The sequence below is a fragment of the Frankia sp. Hr75.2 genome, assembly GCF_949319125.1.
Classification (GTDB): Bacteria; Actinomycetota; Actinomycetes; order Frankiales; family Frankiaceae; genus Parafrankia; species Parafrankia soli.
This window is the reverse complement of sequence record NZ_CASGGV010000296.1, coordinates 33,068-57,775: the sequence shown is the minus strand read 5'-3', so window position 1 is coordinate 57,775 and position 24,708 is coordinate 33,068. Positions and strand designations below refer to the sequence as shown.

The following is a 24,708-nucleotide window of genomic DNA, read 5'->3' as shown; positions in this document are numbered from 1 at the left end:
CCCCGCCCCCCCCCCCCCCGCCACAGTTGCCGAGGCTTGCGCCCTGCCTGGCCGGCAAGGCCCGGCTGGGGGATGGGGGCGCTGTGTCGCGGGGGTGGCGGTCGGTGGGGGGCGCGGGGCGGGGGAGACTGGCGGGATGCGGGTCGGTTTCCTGGTCGAGCAGATTCTGGCGCCGGTCCCCGGGGGGACCGGAAGGTACTCCGCGGAGCTCGCCGCCGCCCTGGCCCGGACGGCGGATCCCGGGGACGGCGTCGTCGGGTGGTGTGCCTTCCGGCGTGACACCTCCGCGGCGGCCCTGCCGGGCGTCCTCGGGCCGCTGCGCCTGGGCCTGCCGCGGCGGGCGCTCGCCGCCGCCTGGGCGCGCGGCGCGGGCCCGGGCCCGGGCGGGGTGGACGTCGTCCACGCGCCGACGCTGCTCGTGCCCCCACCCGTCCGGTGGGACCGTGCCACCCGCGTCACCCGTGCCCGGCCGCGGCTGGTGGTCACCGTGCACGACGCCGTCCCGTGGACCCATCCCGAGACCCTGACGCCGCACGGGGTCCGCTGGCACCGGGAGATGGGGGAGCGGGTCGCCCGCCACGCCGACGCGGTGATCGTGCCGACCCGGGCCGTCGCGGCTGACATCCGGGAGCATCTGCCGATTGACGCGCAGCGGCTGCACGTGATCGGTGAGGGGGTCGCCGAGGCGGTGCTGCGGGTGCCGCCGGACGCGGACCGCCGGGCCGCCCGGCTGGGCCTTCCCGAACGGGGGTATTTGCTCACCCTGGCGACGATGGAGCCGCGCAAGGGCCTGGACACCCTGCTTGCCGCCCTGCGCCATCCGGACGCCCCCGACCTTCCGCTGGTGCACGTCGGGGCCGCCGGATGGGGTGATCTCGGTCCCGACGCGACCGGGCCGGGGGGTTTCGCCGATCTTGCCGCGTCCGGGCGATTCCTTGGTCTCGGCCGGATCAGTGACGAAGATCTCGCCGTCGTGCTCTCGCGGGCGACGATGCTGGTAGCGCCCAGCCGTTCCGAGGGCTTCGGCCTGCCGGTCATCGAGGCGATGGCGCACGGGGTGCCGGTGGTCGTCTCCGACACGCCGGCTCTTGTCGAGGTCGCCGGCGACGCGGCACTGGTGGCCCGGATCGGTGATCCGGCCGGCTTCGCCGAGGCGCTCGCGCGTATCGTCCAGAATCCCCGGCTACACAGTCGTCTGTCGCGTTCCGGACGGGTCCGCGCGGCGGGATATACCTGGAATGGGGCGGCGCGATCGTGCTGGGAGCTCTACCGTCGAATCAGCGGCTCCCCTGCCGTGTCCGTCGCCGACGACGGGCGGGCGTAGTGTTGCCCCCGTTGAGAAGCAAGCGGCCACACTGAATCAGGCGGCACGTCTCGGAAGGAGCGCCGTGGGACCCCGGGTGCTCGTTGATGCGACCTCGGTTCCGGCCGACCGCGGTGGTGTCGGGCGGTATGTCGACGGGCTCGTCGCTGCTCTGGGCGCGGCCGGCGCCGACATGGCGCTGGTGTGCCAGCGATCGGACGAGGAACGTTACAGCCGGATGGCGCCGCGGGCGACCGTCCTGTCGGGCCCGGCGGCCATCGCGCACCGGCCGGCTCGGCTGGCGTGGGAGCAGACAGGTCTTCCGCTCGTCGCCGAACAGGTCAATGCGGACGTCATCCACTCGCCGCACTACACGATGCCACTGCGCGCGCAGCGGCCGGTGTGCGTGACGATCCATGACGTCACCTTCTTCACCGAGCCGGAGATGCACACGGCGGTGAAGGGCACGTTCTTCCGGTCGGCGATGCGGACGGCGGTGCGCCGGGCGAGCCGCATCATCGTCCCGTCGAAGGCAACGCGCGACGAGCTCGTCCGCGTCCTCGAGGGCGAGTCGACGACGACCGACGTCGCCTATCACGGGGTGGACACGACCACGTTCCACCCGCCGACGGAGGAGGACCGGCGCCGGGTGCGGCTGCGCCTCGGTCTCGGTGACACCCGTTACGTGGCCTTCCTCGGAATGCTCGAGCCGCGCAAGAACGTCCCGAACCTGATTCGCGGCTGGGCGGAGGCGGTGCACTGGCGCGACGAGCCCCCGGCGCTCGTGCTGGCCGGTGGTTCCGGCTGGGATGACGACGTCGACGCGGCCGTCGCCTCGGTGCCGAGCCATCTGCGGGTGATCCGGCCCGGCTACCTGCGTTTCTCCGATCTCCCGGGCTATCTGGGCGGTTCGGAGCTGGTCGCCTATCCGTCGCACGGCGAGGGCTTCGGCCTGCCGGTGCTGGAGGCGATGGCCTGCGGCGCCCCCGTGCTGACGACCCCGCGCCTCTCGCTGCCCGAGGTGGGCGGCGACGCGGTCGCCTACACCCAGCCCGACCCGGACTCGATCGCCCGTGAGATGAGCGCGCTGCTCGACGACGCCGAGCGTCGCGCCCAGCTCGCCGCGGCCGGGCTCGCCCGGTCCCACGAGTTCACCTGGGCGGCCTCCGCGGAGGCCCACCTGGCGAGCTACGCCCGCGCGGTGGCCGACGCCTGAACCACCCCGGTCCGACGCCTGACCACCCGGCCTACCGGGCCGGTGCGGCGGCCGGCGGCTGACGCGCTACGGTTCCCCGGTGGACAAGGCGGAGATCCGGGTCATCGTCGTCACCTTCCGTTCCGGGGAGATCATCGGGACCTTCCTGGACTCGCTGACGAAGTCGACCACCCGCCCCTACGAGGTCGTCGTGGTCGACAACTCGCCGCAGGTGGATGTCGGCACCCGCGCCGCCGGTGAGCGGCCCGAGGTCACCCTGCTGCGCCCCGGCCGCAACCTCGGCTACGGCACCGCGGCGAACCGCGGGGCGGCCGGAGCCTCCGCTCCCTGGCTGCTTGTCGCCAACGCCGACATCGCCTTCGCGCCCGGCAGCCTCGACGAGCTGATCGCCGCCGCCGACCGCTGGCCCGGTGGCGGCGCCTTCGGCCCTGGCATCACCAACCCGGACGGTGCCCTCTACCCCTCCGCCCGCGACCTGCCCTCCCTCGGGCGTGGCATCGGCCACGCCCTGTTCGGCTGGTGCTGGCCGACGAACCCGTGGACGGCGTCCTACCGCCGCGAGCGCGGGGCCCCGCGGGAGATGACGGCCGGCTGGCTTTCTGGTTCCTGCCAGCTGCTGCGCCGGGAGGTCTTCGAGGGCGTCGGCGGTTTCGACGAGTCGTACTTCATGTTCATGGAGGACGTCGACCTGGGCCGGCGCATCGGGCTGGCCGACCGGCAGCTCGTCTACGTCCCGTCGGCGGTCGTCGAGCACCTCGGTGGGCACTCGACGAAGCGGTCGTCGCGGAAGATGGTGGTCGCCCACCACCGGAGCATGATCCGCTACCTGTGCCGGCAGTACGACAGGCCGGGCCAGCTGCCGCTGCGCGTGGCGCTCACCGTCGGCCTCGGCGCGCGGCTGGCGCTGGCGCTGGCGTTCGCGCGCGACAGCGCCGGCGCGCGCGCGACCCGGTCCGCCGAGCTGCTCACCTCCGCCCGCAAGCCACGCTGAGGCCACGTTGGCCACTGCGGGACATGAACGTCGACCCGACGATGCGTGTCCAGCCTGTGGCCTCTCGTTGAGCATGGGGGTCACCCGGCCGGGCACACGCAACCGACTCGGACGTGCTCTGCGACACTGACGCCTCATGGACGCAGTGATGCTGGTCGGCGGGCAGGGAACCCGTCTCCGCCCGTTGACGATGTCGGCGCCGAAGCCGATGTTGCCGGTCGCCGGCGTGCCGGTGACGGCCCACATGCTCGCCCGTGCCCGCGACGCGGGAATCACCCGGGTGGTCCTCGCCACCTCGTACCGGGCCGAGGTCTTCGAGGAGCACTTCGGTGACGGTTCCGGGCACGGCCTCGAACTCGAATACGTCACCGAGACCGAGCCGCTGGGCACCGGCGGCGCCATCCGCAACGTCGCCAGCCGGCTGCGCTCCGGCGCCGACGAGCCGGTGGTCATCTTCAACGGCGACATCCTCTCCGGCCTCGACATCGGCGCCCTCGTCGAGCGGCACATCACCGCCGACGCGGCCGTCACCCTCCACCTCACCAGGGTCGAGGACCCGCGGGCCTTCGGTGTCGTCCCGACCGACCCCGCCGGCCGGGTCACCGCCTTCCTCGAGAAGACCCCCGATCCCCCCACCAACCTCATCAACGCCGGCTGCTACGTCTTCCGCCGCTCGCTCATCGACACCATTCCCGCGGGACGTCCGGTCTCGGTCGAGCGGGAGACCTTCCCGTCCCTGCTCGCCGCCGGGGTGCCGGTGGTCGGCTACCCGGACGACACCTACTGGCTCGACCTCGGGACCCCGGCGGCGTTCGTCCTGGGCTCGCGGGACCTCGTCACCGGGCGGATGCCGTCCTCGGCGCTGCCCGGCCCGGTCGGGGACCGCCTCGTGCTGCCCGGGTCCACGGTGGCCACCGACGCCAAGATCGGCGGCGGCTCGACGATCGGGGCGGGTGCCTCGGTCGGCACCGGCGCGCGCATCGACGGCTCGGTGCTGTTCGACCGGGCGTCCGTCGGGGCGGGCGCGTATGTGCGCGACAGCGTCGTCGGACGCGAGGCGGTGATCGGCAACGGGGTGGTGCTCGAGAACGTCGTCATCGGCGACGGCGCCGTGATCGAGCCGGGCAACGAGCTGCGCGCCGGGGCCAGGGTGTTCCCGGGCGCGGTGCTCGGCGCCGGCGCCGTCCGGTTCAGCTCCGACCGGGCCTGACCTCCCGGCCGACCGGGCGGCTTCAGCTCCGACCGAGCCTGACCTCCCGGCCGGCCGACCAGGCGACCTCCACGCACACCTGGCCGTCGTCGGCGTCCGCGCTGACCGAGAGCACCTCGCTGACCGGGAACACCTCGCCACCGGCGATCCCGGTCAGCGCGGTCAGCTCCGGCGGGGCCGCCGCCGGATAGGTCAGGAACAGCCGCCCGTCGCCCTCCTCGCAGATCAGCGTGAGGACGGCGTGCTCCGCCCCCGCCGCCGGGACGGCGCGCAGCAGCCCGGGCAGCACGGCGGCGAGCCGCTCGCTCACCCGCGCGGGAATCCACGGTGCCTCGCCAACCACCTGCACCTCAAGGTCCAGCCCGCGCGCCCGCGCCTCGAAGACGGGCTCGGCGAGACTGCCCAGCGCCCCGGTCGCACCCGTCACCAGCGCCCGCCGGACGGCCGTGGCGTGCCGGCCGCACCGCTCGCGCACCGCCGGGTCACCGGGGTCGAGCAGCCCGTCGGCGACCGCCTCCAGCAGCGGCAGCACCTCCCGCTCGACCGTGGCGAGCCCGCGGGCCCGGTCCTGCCGGATCGCGGCCGTGGACCGCGTGGCCGCGGCCTGCGCGGTCTCCGCCTCCACGGCGCGGGCGACCTGGTCCGCGGTGCGCCGCAGCAGCGGACCGCCCATCGACACCATGACCTGGATCGCGATCTGACCGTTCGTCGCGGTCAGCAGCTGCGCGAGCGCGAGCGGCCCGGTGCCCGCGCCCCTGAGCACGAGCAGGTCGAGCACCGTCACGGTGGCGGCGATCGCCACGATCCACTCGACGAACAGCCGGGACACGGCGAGCAGCGCCAGCAGCAGCGGCAGGATGAGAACCGGCCAGGTGCTGATCCTGCTTGGCGGCCCGCCCGTCCCCGCGGCGGCGTCGGTGTGGGTGGGCGCGATGTTGAAGCCGACCGCCGCCGTCACCGCGAGCGCCAGCACCATCAGGATGATCGCCTCGGCGCGGCGCAGCGGCCGGCGGTAGGCGGTCCAGGCAGCAGGCAGCACGACGAGGGCCATCGACAGCCAGTGCAGCACAGCGGCGGGCACCGACCGGCTGGACGGCGCGACGAGGACCAGCACGAAGACGGTGCTGGTGAACCAGATCGCCGTCACGGCGGCGACCGTCCGGCGCAGGCCGGCGGCGTAGGAGTCCCGGAGTTCGGCCGCGGTGGTGCCGGCCGGAACCCGTACCCGCGAGGCGGTTCGGGTCTGTGCGGCGGATCTGCCCGGTAGGGCGGATCGGGCTCGTGAGGCGACGCGGACCGCTGTCCACCGGTACCCGGCCCACCGTCCCCGCGGCCGCGGGCGCATGCCCCTGCGGTGGGCTGGCCGGCGGCTGGCCGGACGGGCGGCGTGGTGGCCCGCCGGCCGTCCACCGCCTGTCTCCCCGCCGCTCCAGGTCAGCCGGGCGGTGGTCCCGCGACCGGGCTCGGAGGTGATGGTGGCCTGCCCGCCGATCTCCGTCATCCGTGCGTGCACCGACCGGGCCAGGCCGAGCCGGTCGCCGGGGACGGCCCGGGCCGCGAACCCGATCCCCTCGTCCGACACGATGACGGTGACCGCCCCGTCGGCGCGCCGCCAGCGCACCTCGAGCGCGGCGCGGTCCGTCCCGGCGTGCCGGCGCACGTTGGCGAGGAGCTCCTGGGCCGACCCGGCCAGCGCCGCCACCACCTCGTCGGGAAGATCCGTCGTGGGCAGGGCGCGGACGTCCACACGCAGGCCGCGGGCCCGCGCGACGGCGACCACCCGCCGCATCGGCTGGGCCAGGTCGCGCGTTCCGGCGGCGGTGCCGTCCAGCATCGACCGGACGGCCTCGATCGCGTGGCGGCACTGTTCACCGGTGAGGTGCCCGGGCCCTACCGGCGCCCCGCCCGACCCGTCCTGGGGGGCGCCGCCGCCCCAGGCGATGCCGGTGAGCGTGTTCAGGACGGTGTCGTGCAGCACCCGCTCCCGCTCGCGCTCGTCCCGCAGCCGGGCCGCGGCTACCGTGGCCACCTCCTGCTCGGCCGCGGCCGTGGTCAGCCGGGCATCGGCGTCGAGCGCGATCGCCCGCAGTCGGGCGACGGCCAGCCGGAAGAGCTGCGCGAGCCCGGCGAGCAGCACGACTCCGATGACCACTCGTTTCAGCGGGGTGTGGTTCCCGCCGAGGGCGGGATCGTCCAACGTGGCCTGAGCGACCGCCGCGCCGCCGAGGAGCGCCGCGACCATCGCCGCGACCACGACCGCGTGGGTGCGGCGGCCGTACACAGCCGCGGCGACCACCGCCGCGTGGGTCGCGGTGGAGAACACCCAGGTGCCGAAGCCGCCTACCGAATCCGGAGGCAGCCAGAGCACCGCGCCGGCACCGGTGACGATCGCGAGGGCCACGTTCCCGGCGACAAGGCGGCGGGGGAGCGCCTGCCGGGTGAGGCACACCACCACGAAGACGACACCCCAGGCCGCGGTGACCACGGCCGCGGCGAGCCCGGCCGGATGCTCCGCATACCAGGACCACCACACGATGACGTAGCCGACGAGAACGGCGACGTTCAGCACACGGAGAACCGCGAACGCGCGCACCATGACCGTGTCGAGTGCATGGAGGGCGTTAGCCGGCACGATCGCAAGTCTGGACCGCGCCGGGTGGTTCTGGGACTACTTACGGCGAAGTGCGCGTGACTGCACCGTCCGGCCGCTGCCGCGCCGTCCGGCGGGCTTGTTCTACATGGTGCTTGTCGGGACCGTGCTCGGGAGCGTGCTGTCCGGCGGCACGGTGCTCGGGGTCGGTGCGGTGGACGGCGCGCCAGCCGGCGGCGAACCGGCCGGCGGCGAACCGGCCGGCGGCGAACCGGCCGGCGGCGAACCGGCCGGCGGCGAACCGGCCGGCGGGGTCGTGGCGGGCGGTGCCTCGCCGGGCGGCGCGGTGGCCGGTTCCCCGGCTGTGGGCGGCGTGGTCGCGGGCTGCGTGGTGGGCGGCAGGGCCGTCGGCGGTGTGGTGGTGGGCGGCGCGGTGGATGGCGTGCCGGCGGGCGGCGGCGTGGCGGGGGGAGGTGCGGTGGTCGGCGGCGCGCTGGTCGGTGGCGGGGCGGCCGGCGGGGCGAACGAGTCCGGATGGACGTTGCGGATGCGCAGGCGCACGACCGCGGGACAGGCCCCGTCCGCGGGCTCGACGGTGAGGGTGAGCACGATGCTGTCGTCCGCCAGCTTGGCGACGGCGAGGCTGGGGCCGGGGATCCGCACCAGCAGCGCCGGTGCGGTGCTCCCACTGCCGGCCGGCACGGTCCGCCGGCTCGTCGTGATCGCCGTGCCGGCCGTCGTGTCCGCCTCCGTCTCGACGGTGACGTCGACGTCCGTCCACGGCGTGCGGCTCGCGGCGAGATCGAGCGACTCGTAGCCCGCGACGTCGGGATCGAGGTCCGTGAGGGTGACGGTGAGGTCGGCCGCGCGCAGTGGCTCGCACCCCGCCGGCGGTGGCGGCGTCGGGCTCGGCGTCGCAGTGGGCGGAGGCGTGCCCGGCGGGCTGGACGGTTCGCCGCCCTGACCGTTCGGCGTCATCTCCACGATCGGGACGCCGTCAAGGGTCGGAGACCCTGACCCGGACCCTGACCCGGATCCGGGCGCAGGCGCGGGTGCGGACGGGGGCAGCACGGCTGCGCCACCCTGCCGGTAGCCGTTCAGGTAGGTCAGGACCGTGCGGACGTAGGCGTCCGACGGGTTGTAGGCGAGGATCGCCGCGCGGAGCTGGTCGGGGTCGGCCAGGTCTCGGCCGTGGGCGCAGAGGTAGTAGCCCGCGGCCAGGGTGGCGTCGTAGATGTTGTGCGGGTCCTTGCGCCCGTCGCCGTTCCCGTCGCGGCCGGCCGCCCGCCAGGTGGTCGGGATGAACTGCATGGGCCCGACGGCGTGGTCGTAGGTGGTGTCGCCGTCCAGGGTGCCGCGGTCGCTGTCGCGGATCAGCGCGGTGCCGCCGCCGCCGTTGAGGGGCGGGCCGATGATGGGGCGGGTGACGGTGCCGTCGGCGGCGATGGGCCGCCCGGAGGCGATGGGCCGCCCGGAGGCGTGCCCGGACTCGACCTTGCCGATGGCGGCCAGGAGCTCCCAGGGCAGATGGCAGCCTGGCGCGTCCTCGGCGAGCCGGTCCGCCGCCTCCTTGTAGGCCGCCAGCAGGCGGGCGGGGACGCCCCGTGCGGCGGCGGTCAGGGTGATCGTCGAATGGACGTCGGCCGGGTCGGCGGTGGCGTCCTCGGCGAGCGACCGCGAGGTGAGGGTGGCCGGGTCGGGCGCCGCGGTCGAACCGTTGGGGACCAGCTCGGGCATGGCCCAGTCGCCCGGGCGGACCGGCGGCGGACTGGTGGTGCCGAGCTGGTCGCGGTCGCCACCACCGCCGTCGTCGCGGGGTGTCCCCGCGGTGCAGAACAACAGCAGGGCGGCCGCGAGCGCGGTCGGCAGCATCGTCATGCGGACCACGCCCGACCGCCGGCTCCGATGCGCCGGCGCCTGTCGGGGTGGCCTGGCGTGCCTGGCGCCCCGGGGCCTGGAGGCAGGCTCGTCGGATGGCGGGGGGCGTCGGTGCCGGGCGGTTCCACCGGTCGACCCGCCCTGCGCCGCCGGGCCGCCCCGCCTCCGAGCCGAACCGGCCGGGCGCGGTCCTGGTCCACGTGCCGGGGATGGCGCTGGTGTCGGTGTCGGTGTCGGTGTCGGTGTCGAGCCCGAAACGACAGCCGGTAAAACCCCGGTCCGGGCGAAAGAAATGCCCGCCCCCGCTTCTGCGACTGCTTTCCCCGGCGGACGATGACGACCCGCGTCCTGCCTGGGTGCGCGTGACTTTCCGTGCTCGTTGAACTGAACACGCTGACCTGATGATTCGCGCACAGAGGAAGGACCGGTCGGGGATTCATGAGGTCGGCGATGACGGCTCACCGGCACGCTACTCCTGGGATCGGAGGCGTCCGACGGACAGTGCTCCGCCTACCGGACGCGGGGGCGCGTGAGAAAGAAATACCTGTTCAGGGTCTGTGGACGGCCTGGTCCGGCGGAGGCGAAACCTCGCCGACCACCGGACCAGGCGGGCGCCGTGCGGCTGTGACGGAAGCCGCACGGCTGCTCGAGGGCCACGGACCGGCACACGAGACCGGCCCGGAGCGGGCTGCCGGCTCTCTAGGTCATCACTCTCCGTGAGGAACTCTGAGGTGCTCACGGCGGCGGACCGCCGACTACGAGCCACGTTGGTGCCGGAACGATGCGTTGTGAGACAGGACTGTGACAGAAAGTCCGGACTATCTGCTACCGAAACGGGAGGGTTCGGCGCTGATTGTTATCTTGATAACAGTTTAGGTCGAAAGAGTTGCCTGGTTGGGCTGTCTGTGACTCGGCGCGACGATCACGCATTGTTGATCATCGGTGCATCTGCGGTCGAATGTCATCCGGAGGAGGGCTGGGCTGGGCCGATGTCGGCCCGCTGGCCCAGGACGGCCCGTGCGTGGCTCGTGCGCCGCGTCGCGCAGGCGTGCTCATGAGCGTGGAATATCCGGGCCGGTCACCGTCCGTAAATCCTCCTACCAGAGGTATTTGATCCTGCACTGACCGCTTGGCAGGGCAGCAAAAGTTGTGCAATGCTGCGCTCCGCAAACATTCGGACACCGGATGTCGGCTCTGGCCGGCTCCCGGTCGACGGACCACGTTCCGGAGCCCACCGGGACGCGGTCCGTGTCGCCCGTCCAGCCCACAGCGCGGTGGCTCGCTCGGGATTCCCGTCGCCCGTCGTAGTTCGCACTGCCCGTGATCTCTGCTGCGCCTGCTTTCGCGGTCGCAGGTCACCGGCGTGATTTCCGCCGGACCGCTTTTCGACTTGTCACGTTTCCCGACCCGTCACGTTTCCCGGCTCGTCACGTCGACTGCTCGCGCCCTGAGTTCCGTCCTCCCGCCGTCTCCCGTCCCCTGATGCGTGCCGCCTGCCGGGTTCCCCTCCCGGCGGGCGGTCACGGCGCCGCCGCATGCCCACCTTCGGCGACGCCGTAACCGGCCGGTGCCATCCGAGCCCGCCGTCCCGGCCCCCGTGGCCGCCGCGTACCGCACACGCGGCGGCCACGGGTCTCACCCGTGCCCGCGATGTCTCCCGGCACGGCTCGTCACCGTGCCCACTCCCGGACGTCCGCGCACACGGACACCCTCACGATCTCGGAGCCCTCCATGCCCGGCCGGCACCTGCCTGCCCCCGACCCCGCCTCCCGCCCGGACCCGGACCCGGAAGCGCGCGCACCGCCGCCGGCGTCGCCGGGCCCGCCCGAGCCGACTCCGGGCGATCTCGCTGCTGCTGATCCCGGTGATCCTGGTCGTCGCGATGATCGTCGTCGAGCGCACCGGCGGCGGCCGCCGCCCGGTCGCACTCGAGAACCCCTTCCGGGACATGGGCCTGCCCGAAAGCAGCTCGGGCTCCGCCGACGGCCGCGACCACGAGGTCCCGACCGAGGCGACCCAGTCCGTCGAGGCCCCGGCCCCGGCGGCGGTCGACAAGGCCGTCCCCGACCTGCCGGGCGCCGTATCCACCACCGTCGACAAGCCGCTTACGTTCGAGAAGCCGGCTGCGAGGAACGAGCGAGGAGCGGCCCCGACCTCGGTGACGGCGAAGATCGGTCCGATCGACGAGGCAGTCGTCAAGGACCCGCCAACGCCTGACGCGGGGCAAACCGCGGCCCCGAAGGCCGGTCGGGTCGAAGTCGCGGAGCGGCGAACCGAGACGACGAGCGTCTTCCGTAACCCGGACGGTACGTACACATCAGAGATGTCGCTCGGTCCGACGAACTTCCGGGATGGCACCGGAAGGTGGCGGAAGATCGATACCACCCTGGTGCCTGGAGACCGGGGCCGACTGCGCGTGGCCGCGACGGAAGTCTCCACCGATCTCGCACCTACTGCGAGCGACCCACAACTGGCGCGGCTCGAGATCGAGGAAGGTGTCTCAGCGGCTTTCGGGATCGCGGAAGCGGCCCCGTCGACGGGCAGGTACAGCTGACCGACAGCGACGGCGAACTGCGGGGCCTGGTGCCGGCCGGCTGGATGAAGGCTCCGGCACCACTGGTGTCGACGACCTGGCCGGCGGCGAGGGCCCACCACGGCTATGCGGTGAATGTCCCCGAGGTGTCCGTGGGGCTGAGGGGCCCGGTCGTCTCTACTTCTTTGCCTGCCTGGTCGACGAGGCCGACCGTGCAGGTGGTGGATCGTGTTCCCGCGCGCCAGCTTTCGGGACGAATCAGGTGCCATCCGCCTTGGGCGGCAGCGCCGCCGAAGTCATGGGCGAGGTAGGGCGCGACGTGGGGCATGCAGGCGGCTTTTGCGAGTTCGTCGAAACGTTCGGGTGACGGCGGGCCGCCGTCGGTGGTGTCGGGCAGCGTTGCCGTTCCGATGCTCTGCGTGTGGTGGCTCTGGTCGCACGGGACCTGATCCTGATGGTTGTCGACCCTGTGGCGGAAGCAGGTGACCGGCGGGTAGGTCAGTGCCTGGTCGGCGCCCCTGACGCTGCCCGAGAACGTGCTCAGGATCCACATGTTGTCGCTTTTGCTACTGCCCCGGAAGATCAGTCCGCAGACGACCTTTCTGCCACCGGCTTCCCAACCGGACTTCGGCGGGCGGATCAGGCTCGCGGCGAAGCGCCCGAAGGGGTCGATCGGGCGGCCGAGGTAGGGCGTCATGAGCGGGCCGCAGTGGCGTTCCCCGATGTCGGTCCACTGCGACACCGACGGGTACGGGGCGTCCTGTGGGTAGGCGGGTTCCAGATCCAGGGGGCCGACCGCTTCGAACAGGTGCGGCTCGGCGCACGGGACGTCGTCGACGGGGACGTCGACCGCCGCCTGGGGCCAGCGGTAGCACCGGCCGGGCTTCCAGTCCCACCGGTGCAGGTCTGGGCTGATGTCGGCGTCTGTGGCCGGATCGCCGGGGGAAGAGAACGCTCTCGGGGCGTCGGCGGACAGCGCGGTGGGTGGTGGGTTGTCGGCTTTCGACCTGGCGCACTGGTAGGTGGTGGAGCCGAGCAACGCGATGCTGATCAGTGCGAGGACGATGCGGCCGGGTGACCAGGCCCGGGGGCGTGCGGTCGTCGCGAGCGATTGTCGGGATGGTGTTCGCCGCCGGCGAGGCGACGGGCCCGGTCGCCAGGCTGGGCGTCCTTCCTCGACCGGTCCGAAGCGGGCGATCGCGGCTCTGGTGCGGGCGGGTGCCTCGTACCTGGTGGCTCCGGCGACGAAGGTCTCGTCGAGGACGAGCCCGGCGAACGGATCCCGCTCGCCATCGTCCTTGCCGCCGTCGCTGTTGCTGCTGCCGTCGTTCTTCGGCGCGGGCGGCGCGCTGTCCCCGGGCATGCCGGCGTCTCCTCGGGAGATTGGTTTTGTTGGAGCCCAACGGCGGGCATTCGATCGGTGTGCCGGCGAGGCGCCGCGCCGTCCAGGGATATCGAGGGCGGCGCGGCACCAGGTCGGCGTCAGTCAGCCGGATAGATCAGGATGGGCTTCTGGGCCTGCGTGGGCTGATAGACCGGGTCGTCGATGTATTTGACGTCAACCCACCAGGCGCTCCCAGGCGGACTGGCCGCGAACACGGGAAAAGTGACCTGTGCTTTTCCGTCCGCGGACGCGGGAGCGGTTCTGGTCTCGAAGCCCCACCGGACCTCGAAGGTGCCCGTCGCAGGAGCGGTCTGAACACCCTTGTCCAGGGAGATGTCCACGACCAGGGTCTGCCCGGTGATCACCTTTTCGGGCACCGTGACCTGTAGCGCCGATGCTGGTCCCTCGTGGGTGAACTCCGTGGCTCCGGGATGGTAATGCTCGTCGCCACTGTATGAGGCACGGAATTCATGGTTTCCCGTCACCACGTCCTTGTTCCACCGCGCGACCGCGTCCTGAAACTCGGAAAACGGGTCGTGCTCCAGGGGGACCGTCGCGATGGCCGCCGCTTCCTGGTAAATCGTGACCGTGCCGGTGGGCATCGGGCCCTGGGTGGGATTGTCGGGATTCGCGATGGTGATGTGGGTATTGATGTACGACGCGTGGTACATGAAGGAGACGGTCAGCTTTGGCGTGATTCGAATGTCCGTCGTCCCGGGCGAGCTCGTCGGTGTCGTTTCGGTCGGGTCTGCTGTGGGGGCGGGCGAGGGTGTGGTCTCCGGTGAGGCCGGAGCGGACGGTGAGGACTGCGTCGGGGGCGCGGTGTTCGTGGGCGTCGGGCCGGGTGAGCCGGTCGTGACGGGGGTTCCGCTCGTCGAGGGAGCGGGCCCTCCGCCGGCGACCGGTTCACAGCCCGCCAGGATCAGGCAGGCCAGCCCGGCGGCGACGCCGACCTGCCTGCATCGGACCAGGTATCGGCCGGGACGGCCTGGTTCCCCTGGTCTACCGGTTCGAACCGGTCTCTTCCGGGAATCGGCGAGAAGCCTTCTCATTCTTTCTCCAGGATGTTGGGGTCAGATCGATATCCGGCGTCGGACTGCACGACGAGTGCGGTCCGAGCAGTCCGGAATGATGGGCTGTCGCGGCTGTGCTCAGACGACTGGCGTGGTCATGACACCGGTGACCGTCATGGGGGAACCGGCCTCGTCGGCGAATCCGATGAAACAGGTGGTGCGGCGACTCCCGGCACGCCAGCTCTCCGGCGCGATCAGGTTCCACTGCGGCTCGACGAGCGCGCCGTCGAAGCGGCCGATCTCCAGGTACGGGGCGGCGAGGTCGCCGCACCGCGGCCCGAGTTTCTCGTTGAGCCAGGTATCGGACGGCGCGGCCCCGTCCGGAGTCTCCGGCGCGCTCACCGCTCCTACGCTCTGCGCGTGATGGGGGAGTTCGCAGGGAGCCTCGACCAGCCCGTCGTCGCCGGCACGGCGAAAGCAGCTTCCGGCGGTGTGCGTCATGGACTGGTCGGCGCCACGGGCGCTGCCTTCGAACGGGCGGAACGCGGGCGGATCAAATTCGGTCATGCCGGCGGTGATGCCACAGGTGATCGTGCGCTGGCCGATCTCCCAGCCGGGCTTCTGGGGTCGGATCAGGCCGGCGGAGAAACGCCCGGCGGGGTCAAGCGGGCCGCCCAGATACTTCTCGATCATGGGCAGACAGTGCTTGTCGGTGACGGCATCCCACTCCTCGGGGGTGGGATAGGCGCCGTCGCTCGGATGATCCGGCCGGATGCGGGTGTCGCCGACCGCCTCGAAGTAGTGGACACCCGCGCAGGGAACGTCCTGGGTCGAGGTCGAGTCGACATGCTGTTGCCAGGAGTAACACCGGCCGGGCTGGTAGTCCTGTTGCAGGAACTCGACGCCGGCGTCGGCGCTCGGGGATGCCGTCGTCGACGGTCCGATCGGGTCGATGGTCGCCGGGGCGGTCTGCTCCGCCGCGTCGGACCCGCGGTCCGCGGCGCGGTCTCCGTGCAGCGCGACCAGCCCGTAGATCACGGCGCCAAGGAGAACAGCGTTGATCGCGATGGTCGTGAGGTGATCGCGCCACTCGGCCGCCCGCAGCTGTCGGAGTCGTAGGAGCCGCCGGGAGAGCCGGGCCGCTCGGTTGCCCACCGATGTGAACCTGTTGCGGTTGTTGCTTCCGGGCACCCCGGTTACTCCTTCGGACACACTGAATGGCTCAGCGGCACTTCGGATCGAGTTGGATTCGGGATCCAGGTCGGGCGTAGGAACCACTGGCCGGGGTCATCGCCGCGACCACGCTGTTGTCGCCCACGGCGCATCCCTGGCCGGCCACGGGTGTCCAACCCAGCCTGCCGAGATAGTCGACGGCGCTACCCATCGGCATGCCCACGACGTCCGGGATCGATACGCAGTTGAGAATATGGATGTGCATGCCGACCGGGGCGTCAAAGGTGGTCGGAGTGCCCGCCTCCGGAGTCTGGCCATTGACTTTTTCGTGCTCTCCGTTTGTGCTGCATCCCTCGGAGAAGGAGATGTTGTAGAATCCGGCCCGATGAAGAGTGTCTGTCGCCTCCGATCGGGTTAGGCCGCGCACGTTCGGAACTGTGGCCTTAGCTGCCGGTGGTGTCGTCGCCGCTCGGGTCGTCGGGCGGGGTGCCGGGCCGGGCACCGGCGGCGGTGCCGACCTGGGTAGGACCGTCGGAGCCGGGGGAGGCGGCGGGACTGGTCCATGACCAGTTGGCGCCGTAGGGCCAGGTGCTGGGAGCGAAGGGGACGCCACCGCCCCCGAGGGCGACATGGTTCCGGGAGCACCCGGGGCCGAGGGCCGTTCTGGAGTTCCGGCAGTGCCGTGGGCCGAGGTCTGACCCGGAATGACGACCTGGAAGTCGTGCGGCGTTCCGGAGGTTGGTGCCGTCGTCGCCGGACCGCCCCGTGCGGAATGCTGTGTTCCGTCAACCTGCGCGCTGATCGGGGCGGGCCGGGACGGTGAACCTGGTTCGCAGCCTGCGAGGACAAGGCATGCCAGTCCGGTTACGATGCCCGCCCGCCCGCGGCTGCCGGAGCGTGGGCGTGGGCGGCCTGCGATGTCGGGCCGAAACGGCCGACTCCGCCCGGCTACCGTAAGCCTCCGGGTTTTTCTCATGACGTTTTTCTCCAGAATTTTTGTAACGTTCGAGTGCGGTCACCGCTCGATTCCGGCTCGGGCGGAGCAGGTAGGGGATCCGCTGTCATACGTTCGCTTTGAACGACCCCGAGTCGTCGTCCGGGCTGAGCAGGCCGGTCGTCTCCAGTTTTCTGCCGTTCCGGTCGACGAGGCTCACGGTGCAGGTGGTGGATCGGGTTCCCACCCACCAGCTTGCCGGGGGGAGGGAATGCGATCCGCCCTGTACGGACGCGCCCCCGAATCCCCGGTCGAGATAGGGCGCGATGCGAGGTGCGCAGGCCGCGTCGATGAGTTCGTCGAGCCGCTCCGCCGAGAGAGGCGCGCTGTTCGGTGCGCCCTCGGCGGTGTCCGCCAGGGTCGCCGTGCCCACGCTCTGCGAATGGTGGCTCTGCTCGCAGGGGACCACCTCGTTGCGGCCCTCGGCGTTCGTGCGGAAGCAGGTCCCGGTGGGATAGGTCAGCGCCTGGTCGGCTCCGCGGACCTGTCCTTCGAGGTCGGGCACCTCGTACGGTGCCGTGGGAGAGGGATGGAGTGAGAGGCCGCAGACGATGTCCCGCTCGCCGGTGTCCCACTCCGCTTCCTTGGGGTGGAGGACGCTCGTGCCGAAGCGCCCGAACGGGTCGAGCCCGTAGCCGAGATACGCGGTGATGAGCGGCTCGCACTGCCGCCTGCCGAGCACTACCCACTCGGCCGGCGACGGGTACGTCGCCCCTTCGGGATAGGCGGAGCCGACGTCGAGTGGGCCGACCGCTTCGAACAGGTGCGGGCCGGCGCAGGGGACGTCGTTGACCGCGGTCGAGACGTCCCGCTGGAGCCAGGTGTAGCAGTGACCGGCCGTCCAGTCCCGCCGGTAGAGATCCGGTAGCGATTCCTCGGCGATGGCGTCGCGGCCGGAGGCACTACCTGCCGGGGTCGGCGGGTCCGCCGAGAGCGTGGTGGACGGCGGACTGTCGACGGCCGAGGCCACGAACCCGTAGACGGTGGTCGAGAGCAGCACGACGCTGATCAGCGCCAGCACGATCCGCCCCCGGGACCGCGGCCGCGGCGAGATCTCCGGAATCGGCTGGGACGCCCGTCCGCGGCCCAGCAGTGGTCCGGAGACACCTCCCGCCCGCCGTGGCCGGCCGCCGCCGTACGAGCGCCAGGGCGTCGAACCGTCTTCGAATGGCCCGAAGCGGGCGACCGCGGCTCTCGTCCGGGCTGGGGCCTCGTATCGGGTGGCTCCGGCGATGAAGGCCTCGTCGAGGACCAGATCGGCGAACGGGTCGGTGAACGGGTCGGGCTCGGCGCCGTTCGGCGTGGGTGCGCTGTTTCCGGACACGCCGGTTACTCCCTCGGGCACGCAGGATCAGGACGCGTCGCGAGTGGTCGCCGACGTCCGCGACAGCCGACGGCCTGCAGATCAATGTGCGCGCAATGCGACGATCCGGATACCGAGGGATGTGCAGCCGGCCATATTAGGGCAAGCTGTGAAGAAGTTGGCACCTGGGCCGGGCATGCTGGGGCGCGGAAAGCCCTGCCTCTGGAGCGCCGTCACGGAAGGCAATCGCGCGCCGCGCGGGGCCGTTCCGTTCTGCCACGTCAGGCGGCTAGCACCCAAACGACGACCAGCCGGCCGCGGGCGACGTCATTACTGACAGTCGTCACCTGCGGCCGGCTGGCTCATTTCACCTGGCGTGCGGCTGGCTGGTCCGCGGCCGGTGGTGGTTCAGGAGTGAACGCGCCGAACCGGCTCGGAATCGCCGTTCACCGGAAGCGGCTGGGTGGTGGCGAGCAGCGGCTCGGCGGACGGCGTCACGATCGACGTCCGGCCGCGGCGCGGCGCGGTGCCGCGGGCGTTCACCCACGCCGGCCGGCGGCGCTGCACGGGCCGCTCGACGAAGTAGTAGGACGCCGACGCGAGCCCGAGGCTGACGACGAGGGCGGCGCCGGCCGCCGGGACGCGGCCGAAACGGGGGACGAGCGAGTCGTTGGCGACCCCGGTGACGGGGAAGTGCCACAGGTACAGGCTGTAGGAGATCCGCCCCACCCAGGCGGCCGGACGGGCGCTGAGCACACGGTCGTACCACCCGGGCCGGTGCTGGTCGGCACCCAGGACGGCGACGGCGGCGAGCACGGCGACGAGCAGGTAGCCACCGCGGGCCATCCAGCTCGGCGGGCCGTGCAGATCGGGACCGGTGAAGAAGAGGATCACCAGGCCCAGCAGACCCACCGGGCCGAACGTAGCGGCCCGGGCCAGGAGCTGGGCGGTGCGGCTGCCCGCGACCCGGGACAGGTCGCCGGCCACGGCGGTGCCGTCCGCCGCCGAACGCAGCGCCTCGTGGCGCCAGGTGGCGAGCAGGCAGCCGACGAGCAGCGAGTCGAAGCGGGTGTCCGGCGCGAAGTAGATGCGGAAGTTCGACACGCCGCTGCCGATCAGGATCTCCCGCCAGATCAACACCAGGATCACGGCGCTGATGAGGATCTCCGGCAGGCGCCGCCGCCAGCGCTCGCTGCGGCAGATCAGCACCAGGGCGATCGGCCAGAGCAGGTAGAACTGCTCCTCGAGGGAGAGCGTCCACACGTGCCCAAACCATGCGCCGCTGTCCGGAGGATTCAGTGTGCGCTGGATGTTGGCGACGTAGAAGAGGGCGGCGAGCCCGTTGCGAAGGAACTGCCACTGGTCTTCGGTGTCCTTGACGAGAAGGACGAGCGGAATGCCGGCTGCTACAAAGATGTAGAAGGCGGGAAGGAGTCGGAAACCACGGCGGGCCCAGAAGGCGCGCAGCGAGATCCAGCCCTCCCGGTCGCGCTCGGCCAGCAGCAGGCCCGTGATGAGGAACCCGCTGAGTACCAGGAAGAGATCGACGCCCAGGTAGCCGCCCGGCACCAGGTCCATGTGGTGGAAGAGCACCGTCAGGACGGCCAGGGCACGCAGTCCGTCGAGCGCAGGGTTATGGCCGCCGATGGTTGCTCGTCGAACTTTCCGTGCCGGTGGCGCCGGTTCGCGGCTCGCATCTTCGGTCAGCTTATCCACGATGGTTCCCCCCACAGGTCCCAGCAGTACGGGTAGCACTGACTGGAAACGATAGACGGGTCTTTTTCGATCAGTGGCGCCCACCTCGCCGGGGGTACCTGAAGGTGCTGCGCAATAGCCGGCGCAATGTCGTCGCGGATAACCTGGTCCGCCGCGTGCGCGAACTGCGGCGTGACACGCCATGCGAGCCGTCGAGCCCTCGGCGCGTCGAGCGGACGGGGCGGCGGCGCGTCGAGCCGGCGGGGCGGCAGGGCGGCGGCGGCCGGCTCCCGCCCCGCCCACGTCCCCGGGATGTCGCATCAACGGCCCTGGTGACAGGCCTGCCGCGCCGCCGCGAGCGGTGGGCGGTCTGCGGAATGCGGAGATTCGGCGTTGTCCGGCGCGACAATCCCTGCATGAGGTTCAGCGTGGAACGCGACGTACTCGCCGACGCGACGGGCTGGGCCGCCCGGTACGTGCCGAAGCCCACCGCCGGCGCCCAGCAGGTGCTGACGGGCCTGCTGCTGGAAGCCACCATGCCGACCCCGGACCAGGACCAGGCCGGGGACCAGGCGAAGGATGAGACGACGGAGCAGGCACGGACGCAGGCTCGGAGCCGGGCGCCGGGCCCGGCGCTCACCGTCTCCGCGTTCGACTCCGAGGTCGCCGCGCGGGCCCCGGTCGAGGCCGTCGTCACCGAGCCCGGCCGGGTCGTCGTGCCCGGACGGCTGCTGGCGGACGTCGTGCGCAACCTGCCCGACGCGCCGGTGGTCGTCGAGGCCACCGAGACCAGGGTGATCATCGAGTGCGGCGCGGCCCGGTTCCGCATCCCGGCGCTCGCCGTCGAGGACTACCCGGTGCTGCCCGCGTTCCCGCCGCCGGTCGGCGAGGTGGACACGCTCGGCTTCGCCGCGGCGGTCGCGCAGGTGGCCCCGGCCGCCGGCCGGGACGACGCGCTGCCGGTGCTCACCGCCGTCCGGCTCGAGATCGCCCGGGGCGGGCTGACGATGGTCGCCACCGACCGGTACCGGCTCGCCGTCCGGACGATCCCGTGGCAGCCCACCGTCGACGACCCCGACGCGGTCGCGCACGTGCCGGCCCGGCTGCTCGCCGACGTGGCGAAGCTGCCGACCACCGCGTCCCGGGTCATGCTCGGGATGGGGGTCGACGAGGCCGGGGTCCCGCGCTTCGGGTTGTCGGTGAACGGCCGGCAGACGATCGTCCGGCTGCTGGAGGGGAGCTTCCCGAACTACCGCCGGCTGCTGCCGGAGACGTCGGAGCTCACCGTCACGGCGCCGACGGCGGTGCTCGCGGCCGCCGTCCGCCGGGTCGCACTGGTGGCGACGCGCACGGCGCCGCTGCGGTTCACGTTCTCCGCCGGCCAGGTCGTGGCCGAGGCGGGGGACGGCGGGGGCGCCCAGGCGTCCGAGCTGGTGCCCGTGGAGTACGACGGCCCGGAGCTGTCGGTGCTGTTCAACCCCGCGTTCCTGCTGGACGGCCTGGCGGCGGTCGAGGGCGACGAGGCCATCATCGGGTTCGCCACCGCCGACCCGGAGATCGCCTCGAGCAAGCCGGCGGTCCTCACCGGCAAGGACGACGGTGAGGACTACCGCTACCTGCTCATGCCGATCCGCACCGGCACCGCCTGACCGCTCCGGCGCGCCCCCGAGCGCGCCGGAGCGCCGGCTCAGGGTGCGGTCGGGGCCTGGGTCATCGTGCCGGCGCCGGGAACCACCCCGCCCGCGGCCGCGGCCGCCGGGTCGATCGGGCCGTCCTCGGTGACGTTCAGAGTCCCACCCGCGGCCCCGGATTCCGCCGCGGTCGGCGAGTCCCAGGTCACGCCGTCGAGCGGCGGGTTCGCCCACTTCTGGACGAACTCCTTCACCACGTCGGCGGAGACGGTGCCGCAGCGCTGGGTGCGGTCCCAGCCGGTCAGCACGAAGTGCTGGTCGCCCGCGAAGTCGTTGCGCGTCCACGGCATCGCGATGAAGCGGTTCCCGGCGTCGGCCGCGACCGTGCGCAACTTCTCGACCTGGTCGGCGGGCAGCTTCGCGTCGTACCAGCCGACCACGAAGCCGTGCTCCAGGTTGTGCACCGCCCGCTCGGCGCGGATGCCCGAGTCCGGGTTGTAGAACCGGATGGCGTCGGGCAGCGGGTCGGACTCGTGGTTGCCCGACGACGGCGGGGAGTCCTTGTACTCGACCGTGTCGGTGGCTCCCACGTGCTGGTTGCCGTACGACTGGTCGTTGCGGATCCCGGTGCAGTTCGCGGTGACCGCGGCCGGGGAGGCGGCGGCGACGTAGCCGACGCTGCGCTCCTTGTTCTTCGACCGATTGTCGAAGACGCTGTAGACGATGATCCCGGCCAGGAGGGCGAGCGCGACGAAGCCGGAGGTGCCGTAGATCAGCAGTGCCCGCCGGCGCTCCTTCCGCTTCTGCTCGCGGCGGAGCTCCTCCAGACGGGCGTTGCGCGCGACGCTCTTCTTCCCCACGGGGCCCGATCCTACGAAGTGTCGAACACGCCTGAGCCGCCGCGGTCCGCCCGACCCGCCGCCGACCGCCACTATCGGCGAGATCGGGCCTGTCCGCCGACAGGCGGAGATCGCGCGAACCGGACGTCCTATGAACCGGACGGTAGCCGTACGTAGTTCAACATGACCATTAAGTGAATGCCATCGTAGCCTTCCGGCCGGCGAGCGGAAGGCCCCCGCGCCGTTGACCATGGCCCCAGCCGCTCCGCGCCGGCGGACGTCGGCGCGGCCGTACCGGGCGCCGGCCCCGGCTCAGCGCTCCACGACGAACGCCGCGATGTCACGGGCCGGCCGCGGGTGCGCCGGTGCGGCCGGGTGCCCCACACCCACGACGCCCATCGGCGTCCAGGTGCGCGGCAGGTCCAGCGTGTCGGTCACGACCTCCCCGCAGAACAGCGCGGACGACACCCAGCACGAGCCCAGGCCCTCGGCCGCGAGCGCGACCAGCAGGTTCTGCACGGCGGCGCCGAGCGCCACGGTGAACATCCGCTCCTCGGCCCGCACCCGACGCTCGTCCGGGTAGGGATGCGCGCCGTCGGTCACCATCATCGGGACGATCAGCACCGGCGCCCGGCGCAGCACGTCGCCGCGGCGCAGCCGTTTGCTCACCGAGTCCTCGTCGAACCCGTCGCGGCGCAGGTCGTCCGTCCAGGCCATCGCCATCGCGTCGAGCAGGGCGTGCCGGCGCGCCTCGACCAGCACGAACCGCCACGGAGTGGTGTGGTGCGGAGCGGGCGCGGTGATCGCCGCGGCGATCGCCTGGTGCACCGCCGCCGGGTCGACCGGGAGGTCGGCGAACTCCCGCACCGTGCGCCGCGCGAACGGGGCCGAGCGGCGTGCCTCGACCGTGCCGAGCTGGAACATGTCCTCGTCCCAGGGCCGCAGCAGCGCGCGTGACCCGCTCCCGTCGTCGGGCCGGCGCGCGAACCCGCGGACGATCGCCACCGGTGTGGCGCCGAGCTTGCCCTTCACCAGGTCCGCCGCGCCGGCCAGCTCGTCGGCCTCGGCGATCTCGGTCATCCCGAGTTCGTTGCCGTAGGAGTCGATGTCGCCGATGTGGCTGCGCAGCGCCGCCATCCCGGCGACGCCGATCGCCATGTCGGTCAGCCCGCGCCGCCAGGGCCGCCCGGCCGTGTCGCTGATGATCACCGCGACGTCGACGCCGAGCCGGTCGCGCAGGCCGTCCCGCAGCGTGCGGGCACTGGCATCGGGATCGACCGGCAGCAGCGCGATCGAGTCCTTCGCGATGTTGGACGCGTCCACCCCCGCGCTCGCCAGCACGAGGCCGTGGTGCGTCTCGACGATGCGGGTCGGGCCGCGGCGCGCGACCTCGCGCACGGACTCGGCGTCGATGGCGGCCTGGCGCGTGGCCTCTCTGTCGCCTTCGATCCGAATCAGCCGGTCCTCGGCCTTCGACACGATCTTGGACGTCACGACGAGGACGTCACCGTCACGCAGCCCGGGGCCGCCTCCGGGCCCGGCGCCCGTGGCCGCGGCCACGGCGATCAGCGCGGCGAGGTCGTCGCCCGGCCGCACCTCGCCGATCCCGCCCAGCGGCAGAATCCGCAGCTCCCGCTCCGCCAGCGGCTCCTCGCCGACCTGCTCCGCCGCGCCCGTGCCCACCTGCTCGTCGGACTTCCCGAAGTTCTCGGACTTCTCGGACTTCTCGGCCGGCAGCGCGTCCTCCACCGCCGGAGGTTCCCCGACCGGGGCTTCGCCGCCGACCGGGGGCGGGCCTTCCGCCTCGGGTGCGGCGACGCCCGGGAACGACGCCTCCGCGGGTTCCGGTCCGTCCTTCGACATGGATGTCCCCACCGGGGACAGGTCAGACACCGGCGAGCTCCAGCGCCGCCTCCACGATCGCCACAGTGGCCTCCAGATCGGTCATGAGAAGCGGTACGGCTTTCACGGTAGCTCCGGGTATGGCGTCGGGGTCCGCCGCGATCGCCGCGTCCACGACGTCCACCAGCCACCCGTCCAGCAGACCGTGACCAAGCTCTTCGGTCGTTCCCCCGGAGGTGGCACCGCCGGTACGGTGCCGGCCGCCGTAGTGCGCGCCGACCGCGCGCGCCGACGTCTCGACACCGATCGCCTTCAGGCACGCGTCGGCCATCCCGCGGACCGCCGATCCCCCGATGATCGGTGAGACGCCGATGACCGGGGCCAGGGTGACCCGCAGCGCGTCCGAGACACCCGGCACCGACAGGATCGTCCCGATCGAGACCACCGGGTTGGACGGCCCGATCAGCACGACGTCGGCGTCCGCGATCGAGTCCAGCACACCCGGCGCCGGCTTCGACTCGGCGGCACCGACGGACAGGATCGCCTCGGCGGGCACCTGCGCCCGCATCCGCAGCCACCACTCCTGGAAGTGGACGGCCCGACGTCCCTCGTCATCAGTGATGATCACATGGGTCTCGACCCGGTCGTTCGACATCGGCAGCAGGCGCACCCCCGGCTTCCACCGGTCGCACAGCGCCGTCACGACGTCGGAGAGCGGGTAACCGGCCTCGATCATCTGGGTGCGGACGAGGTGGGTGGCGAGATCGCGGTCGCCGAGCCCGAACCAGCTCGGACCCACCCCGTAGGCGGCCAGCTCGGCCGAGACGACGAACGTCTCGTCCTCCCGGCCCCAGCCGCGCTCGGCCGAGATCCCGCCGCCCAGGGTGTACATCACGGTGTCCAGGTCTGGGCAGATGCGCAGGCCGTGCAGCGTGATGTCATCACCCGTGTTGCCGATCACGGTGATCTCGGCGTCGGGGCGGGCAGCCCGGACACCCTGCAGAAAACGCGCGCCGCCGATGCCGCCGGCCAATGCGGTGACCTTCACGTCGCATCATCCTGGCACCCGCACCACCCCGGCACCCCGGCACCCCGGCCGGCAACCCCGGGCCT

17 protein-coding genes are annotated in these 24,708 nt (G+C 72.4%); 6 read left to right on the top strand and 11 right to left on the bottom strand.

The window, feature by feature from the left end; translation table 11 throughout:
• Positions 1 to 136 precede the first annotated feature (136 nt).
• From AC559T_RS23100 to manB, 4 genes are all read left to right on the top strand, one after another.
• Positions 137 to 1,324, top strand: coding sequence for a glycosyltransferase family 4 protein (locus tag AC559T_RS23100; RefSeq protein ID WP_498870104.1), 1,188 nt, complete (start codon positions 137 to 139; stop codon positions 1,322 to 1,324).
• A gap of 64 nt (positions 1,325 to 1,388) precedes the next feature.
• A complete protein-coding gene (locus tag AC559T_RS23095) occupies positions 1,389 to 2,519 on the top strand; it encodes a glycosyltransferase family 4 protein (protein ID WP_020463323.1) in 1,131 nt (376 codons plus the stop codon).
• Between the two features lie 79 nt (positions 2,520 to 2,598).
• A complete protein-coding gene (locus tag AC559T_RS23090; protein WP_071067009.1) occupies positions 2,599 to 3,510 on the top strand; it encodes a glycosyltransferase family 2 protein in 912 nt (303 codons plus the stop codon).
• Positions 3,511 to 3,646: 136 nt separating this feature from the next.
• A complete protein-coding gene (gene manB / locus AC559T_RS23085; protein WP_071067010.1) occupies positions 3,647 to 4,720 on the top strand; it encodes a mannose-1-phosphate guanylyltransferase in 1,074 nt (357 codons plus the stop codon).
• Positions 4,721 to 4,742: 22 nt separating this feature from the next.
• Here the strand turns inward: manB and AC559T_RS23080 are convergent, their stop codons facing one another.
• Together AC559T_RS23080 and AC559T_RS23075 are read right to left on the bottom strand one after the other, a co-directional pair.
• Positions 4,743 to 7,352, bottom strand: coding sequence for an ATP-binding protein (locus tag AC559T_RS23080; RefSeq protein WP_498870103.1), 2,610 nt, complete (start codon positions 7,350 to 7,352; stop codon positions 4,743 to 4,745).
• 102 nt (positions 7,353 to 7,454) lie between these two features.
• On the bottom strand, positions 7,455 to 9,188 hold the full coding sequence (locus tag AC559T_RS23075; RefSeq protein ID WP_498870102.1) for a lytic transglycosylase domain-containing protein: 1,734 nt from the start codon (positions 9,186 to 9,188) through the stop codon (positions 7,455 to 7,457).
• A 1,864-nt stretch (positions 9,189 to 11,052) separates the two neighbouring features.
• Between AC559T_RS23075 and AC559T_RS23070 the strand changes: the two genes are divergently transcribed.
• Complete coding sequence (locus tag AC559T_RS23070) at positions 11,053 to 11,742, top strand: hypothetical protein (protein WP_498870101.1); 690 nt, start codon at positions 11,053 to 11,055, stop codon at positions 11,740 to 11,742.
• 103 nt (positions 11,743 to 11,845) lie between these two features.
• Here the strand turns inward: AC559T_RS23070 and AC559T_RS23065 are convergent, their stop codons facing one another.
• From AC559T_RS23065 to AC559T_RS23040, 6 genes are all read right to left on the bottom strand, one after another.
• Entirely contained in the window at positions 11,846 to 13,084 is a 1,239-nt protein-coding gene (locus AC559T_RS23065; protein WP_498870100.1) for a septum formation family protein, read from the bottom strand.
• Positions 13,085 to 13,203: 119 nt separating this feature from the next.
• A complete protein-coding gene (locus AC559T_RS23060; RefSeq protein WP_498870099.1) occupies positions 13,204 to 13,776 on the bottom strand; it encodes a hypothetical protein in 573 nt (190 codons plus the stop codon).
• A 480-nt stretch (positions 13,777 to 14,256) separates the two neighbouring features.
• Positions 14,257 to 15,309 carry a septum formation family protein gene (locus AC559T_RS23055; RefSeq protein WP_083391082.1) on the bottom strand — a complete coding sequence of 351 codons (1,053 nt, stop codon included), beginning with the start codon at positions 15,307 to 15,309 and terminating at the stop codon, positions 14,257 to 14,259.
• 31 nt (positions 15,310 to 15,340) lie between these two features.
• Entirely contained in the window at positions 15,341 to 15,718 is a 378-nt protein-coding gene (locus AC559T_RS23050; RefSeq protein WP_498870098.1) for a PASTA domain-containing protein, read from the bottom strand.
• A gap of 634 nt (positions 15,719 to 16,352) precedes the next feature.
• Positions 16,353 to 17,609: a septum formation family protein gene (locus tag AC559T_RS23045; protein ID WP_498870097.1), complete on the bottom strand. Its 1,257-nt coding sequence runs from the start codon at positions 17,607 to 17,609 to the stop codon at positions 16,353 to 16,355.
• A 387-nt stretch (positions 17,610 to 17,996) separates the two neighbouring features.
• Positions 17,997 to 19,304, bottom strand: coding sequence for an acyltransferase family protein (locus AC559T_RS23040; protein ID WP_498870096.1), 1,308 nt, complete (start codon positions 19,302 to 19,304; stop codon positions 17,997 to 17,999).
• Between the two features lie 395 nt (positions 19,305 to 19,699).
• Between AC559T_RS23040 and dnaN the strand changes: the two genes are divergently transcribed.
• Positions 19,700 to 20,932 (top strand): DNA polymerase III subunit beta, encoded by a 1,233-nt coding sequence (gene dnaN / locus AC559T_RS23035; protein WP_498870095.1) that lies wholly within the window; start codon positions 19,700 to 19,702, stop codon positions 20,930 to 20,932.
• Positions 20,933 to 20,970: 38 nt separating this feature from the next.
• Here dnaN and AC559T_RS23030 read toward each other — a convergent pair whose 3' ends face one another.
• The 3 genes from AC559T_RS23030 to cofD all read right to left on the bottom strand — a co-directional run bounded on the left by AC559T_RS23030 (position 20,971) and on the right by cofD (position 24,643).
• The gene (locus AC559T_RS23030; protein WP_112104943.1) at positions 20,971 to 21,774 is read right to left on the bottom strand and encodes a thioredoxin-like domain-containing protein; all 804 of its coding nucleotides are present in this window, start codon (positions 21,772 to 21,774) and stop codon (positions 20,971 to 20,973) included.
• A 291-nt stretch (positions 21,775 to 22,065) separates the two neighbouring features.
• Positions 22,066 to 23,616 carry a coenzyme F420-0:L-glutamate ligase gene (locus AC559T_RS23025; protein ID WP_498870094.1) on the bottom strand — a complete coding sequence of 517 codons (1,551 nt, stop codon included), beginning with the start codon at positions 23,614 to 23,616 and terminating at the stop codon, positions 22,066 to 22,068.
• A 22-nt stretch (positions 23,617 to 23,638) separates the two neighbouring features.
• The gene (gene cofD, locus AC559T_RS23020) at positions 23,639 to 24,643 is read right to left on the bottom strand and encodes a 2-phospho-L-lactate transferase (protein WP_131626536.1); all 1,005 of its coding nucleotides are present in this window, start codon (positions 24,641 to 24,643) and stop codon (positions 23,639 to 23,641) included.
• Between the last annotated feature and the right edge of the window lie 65 nt (positions 24,644 to 24,708).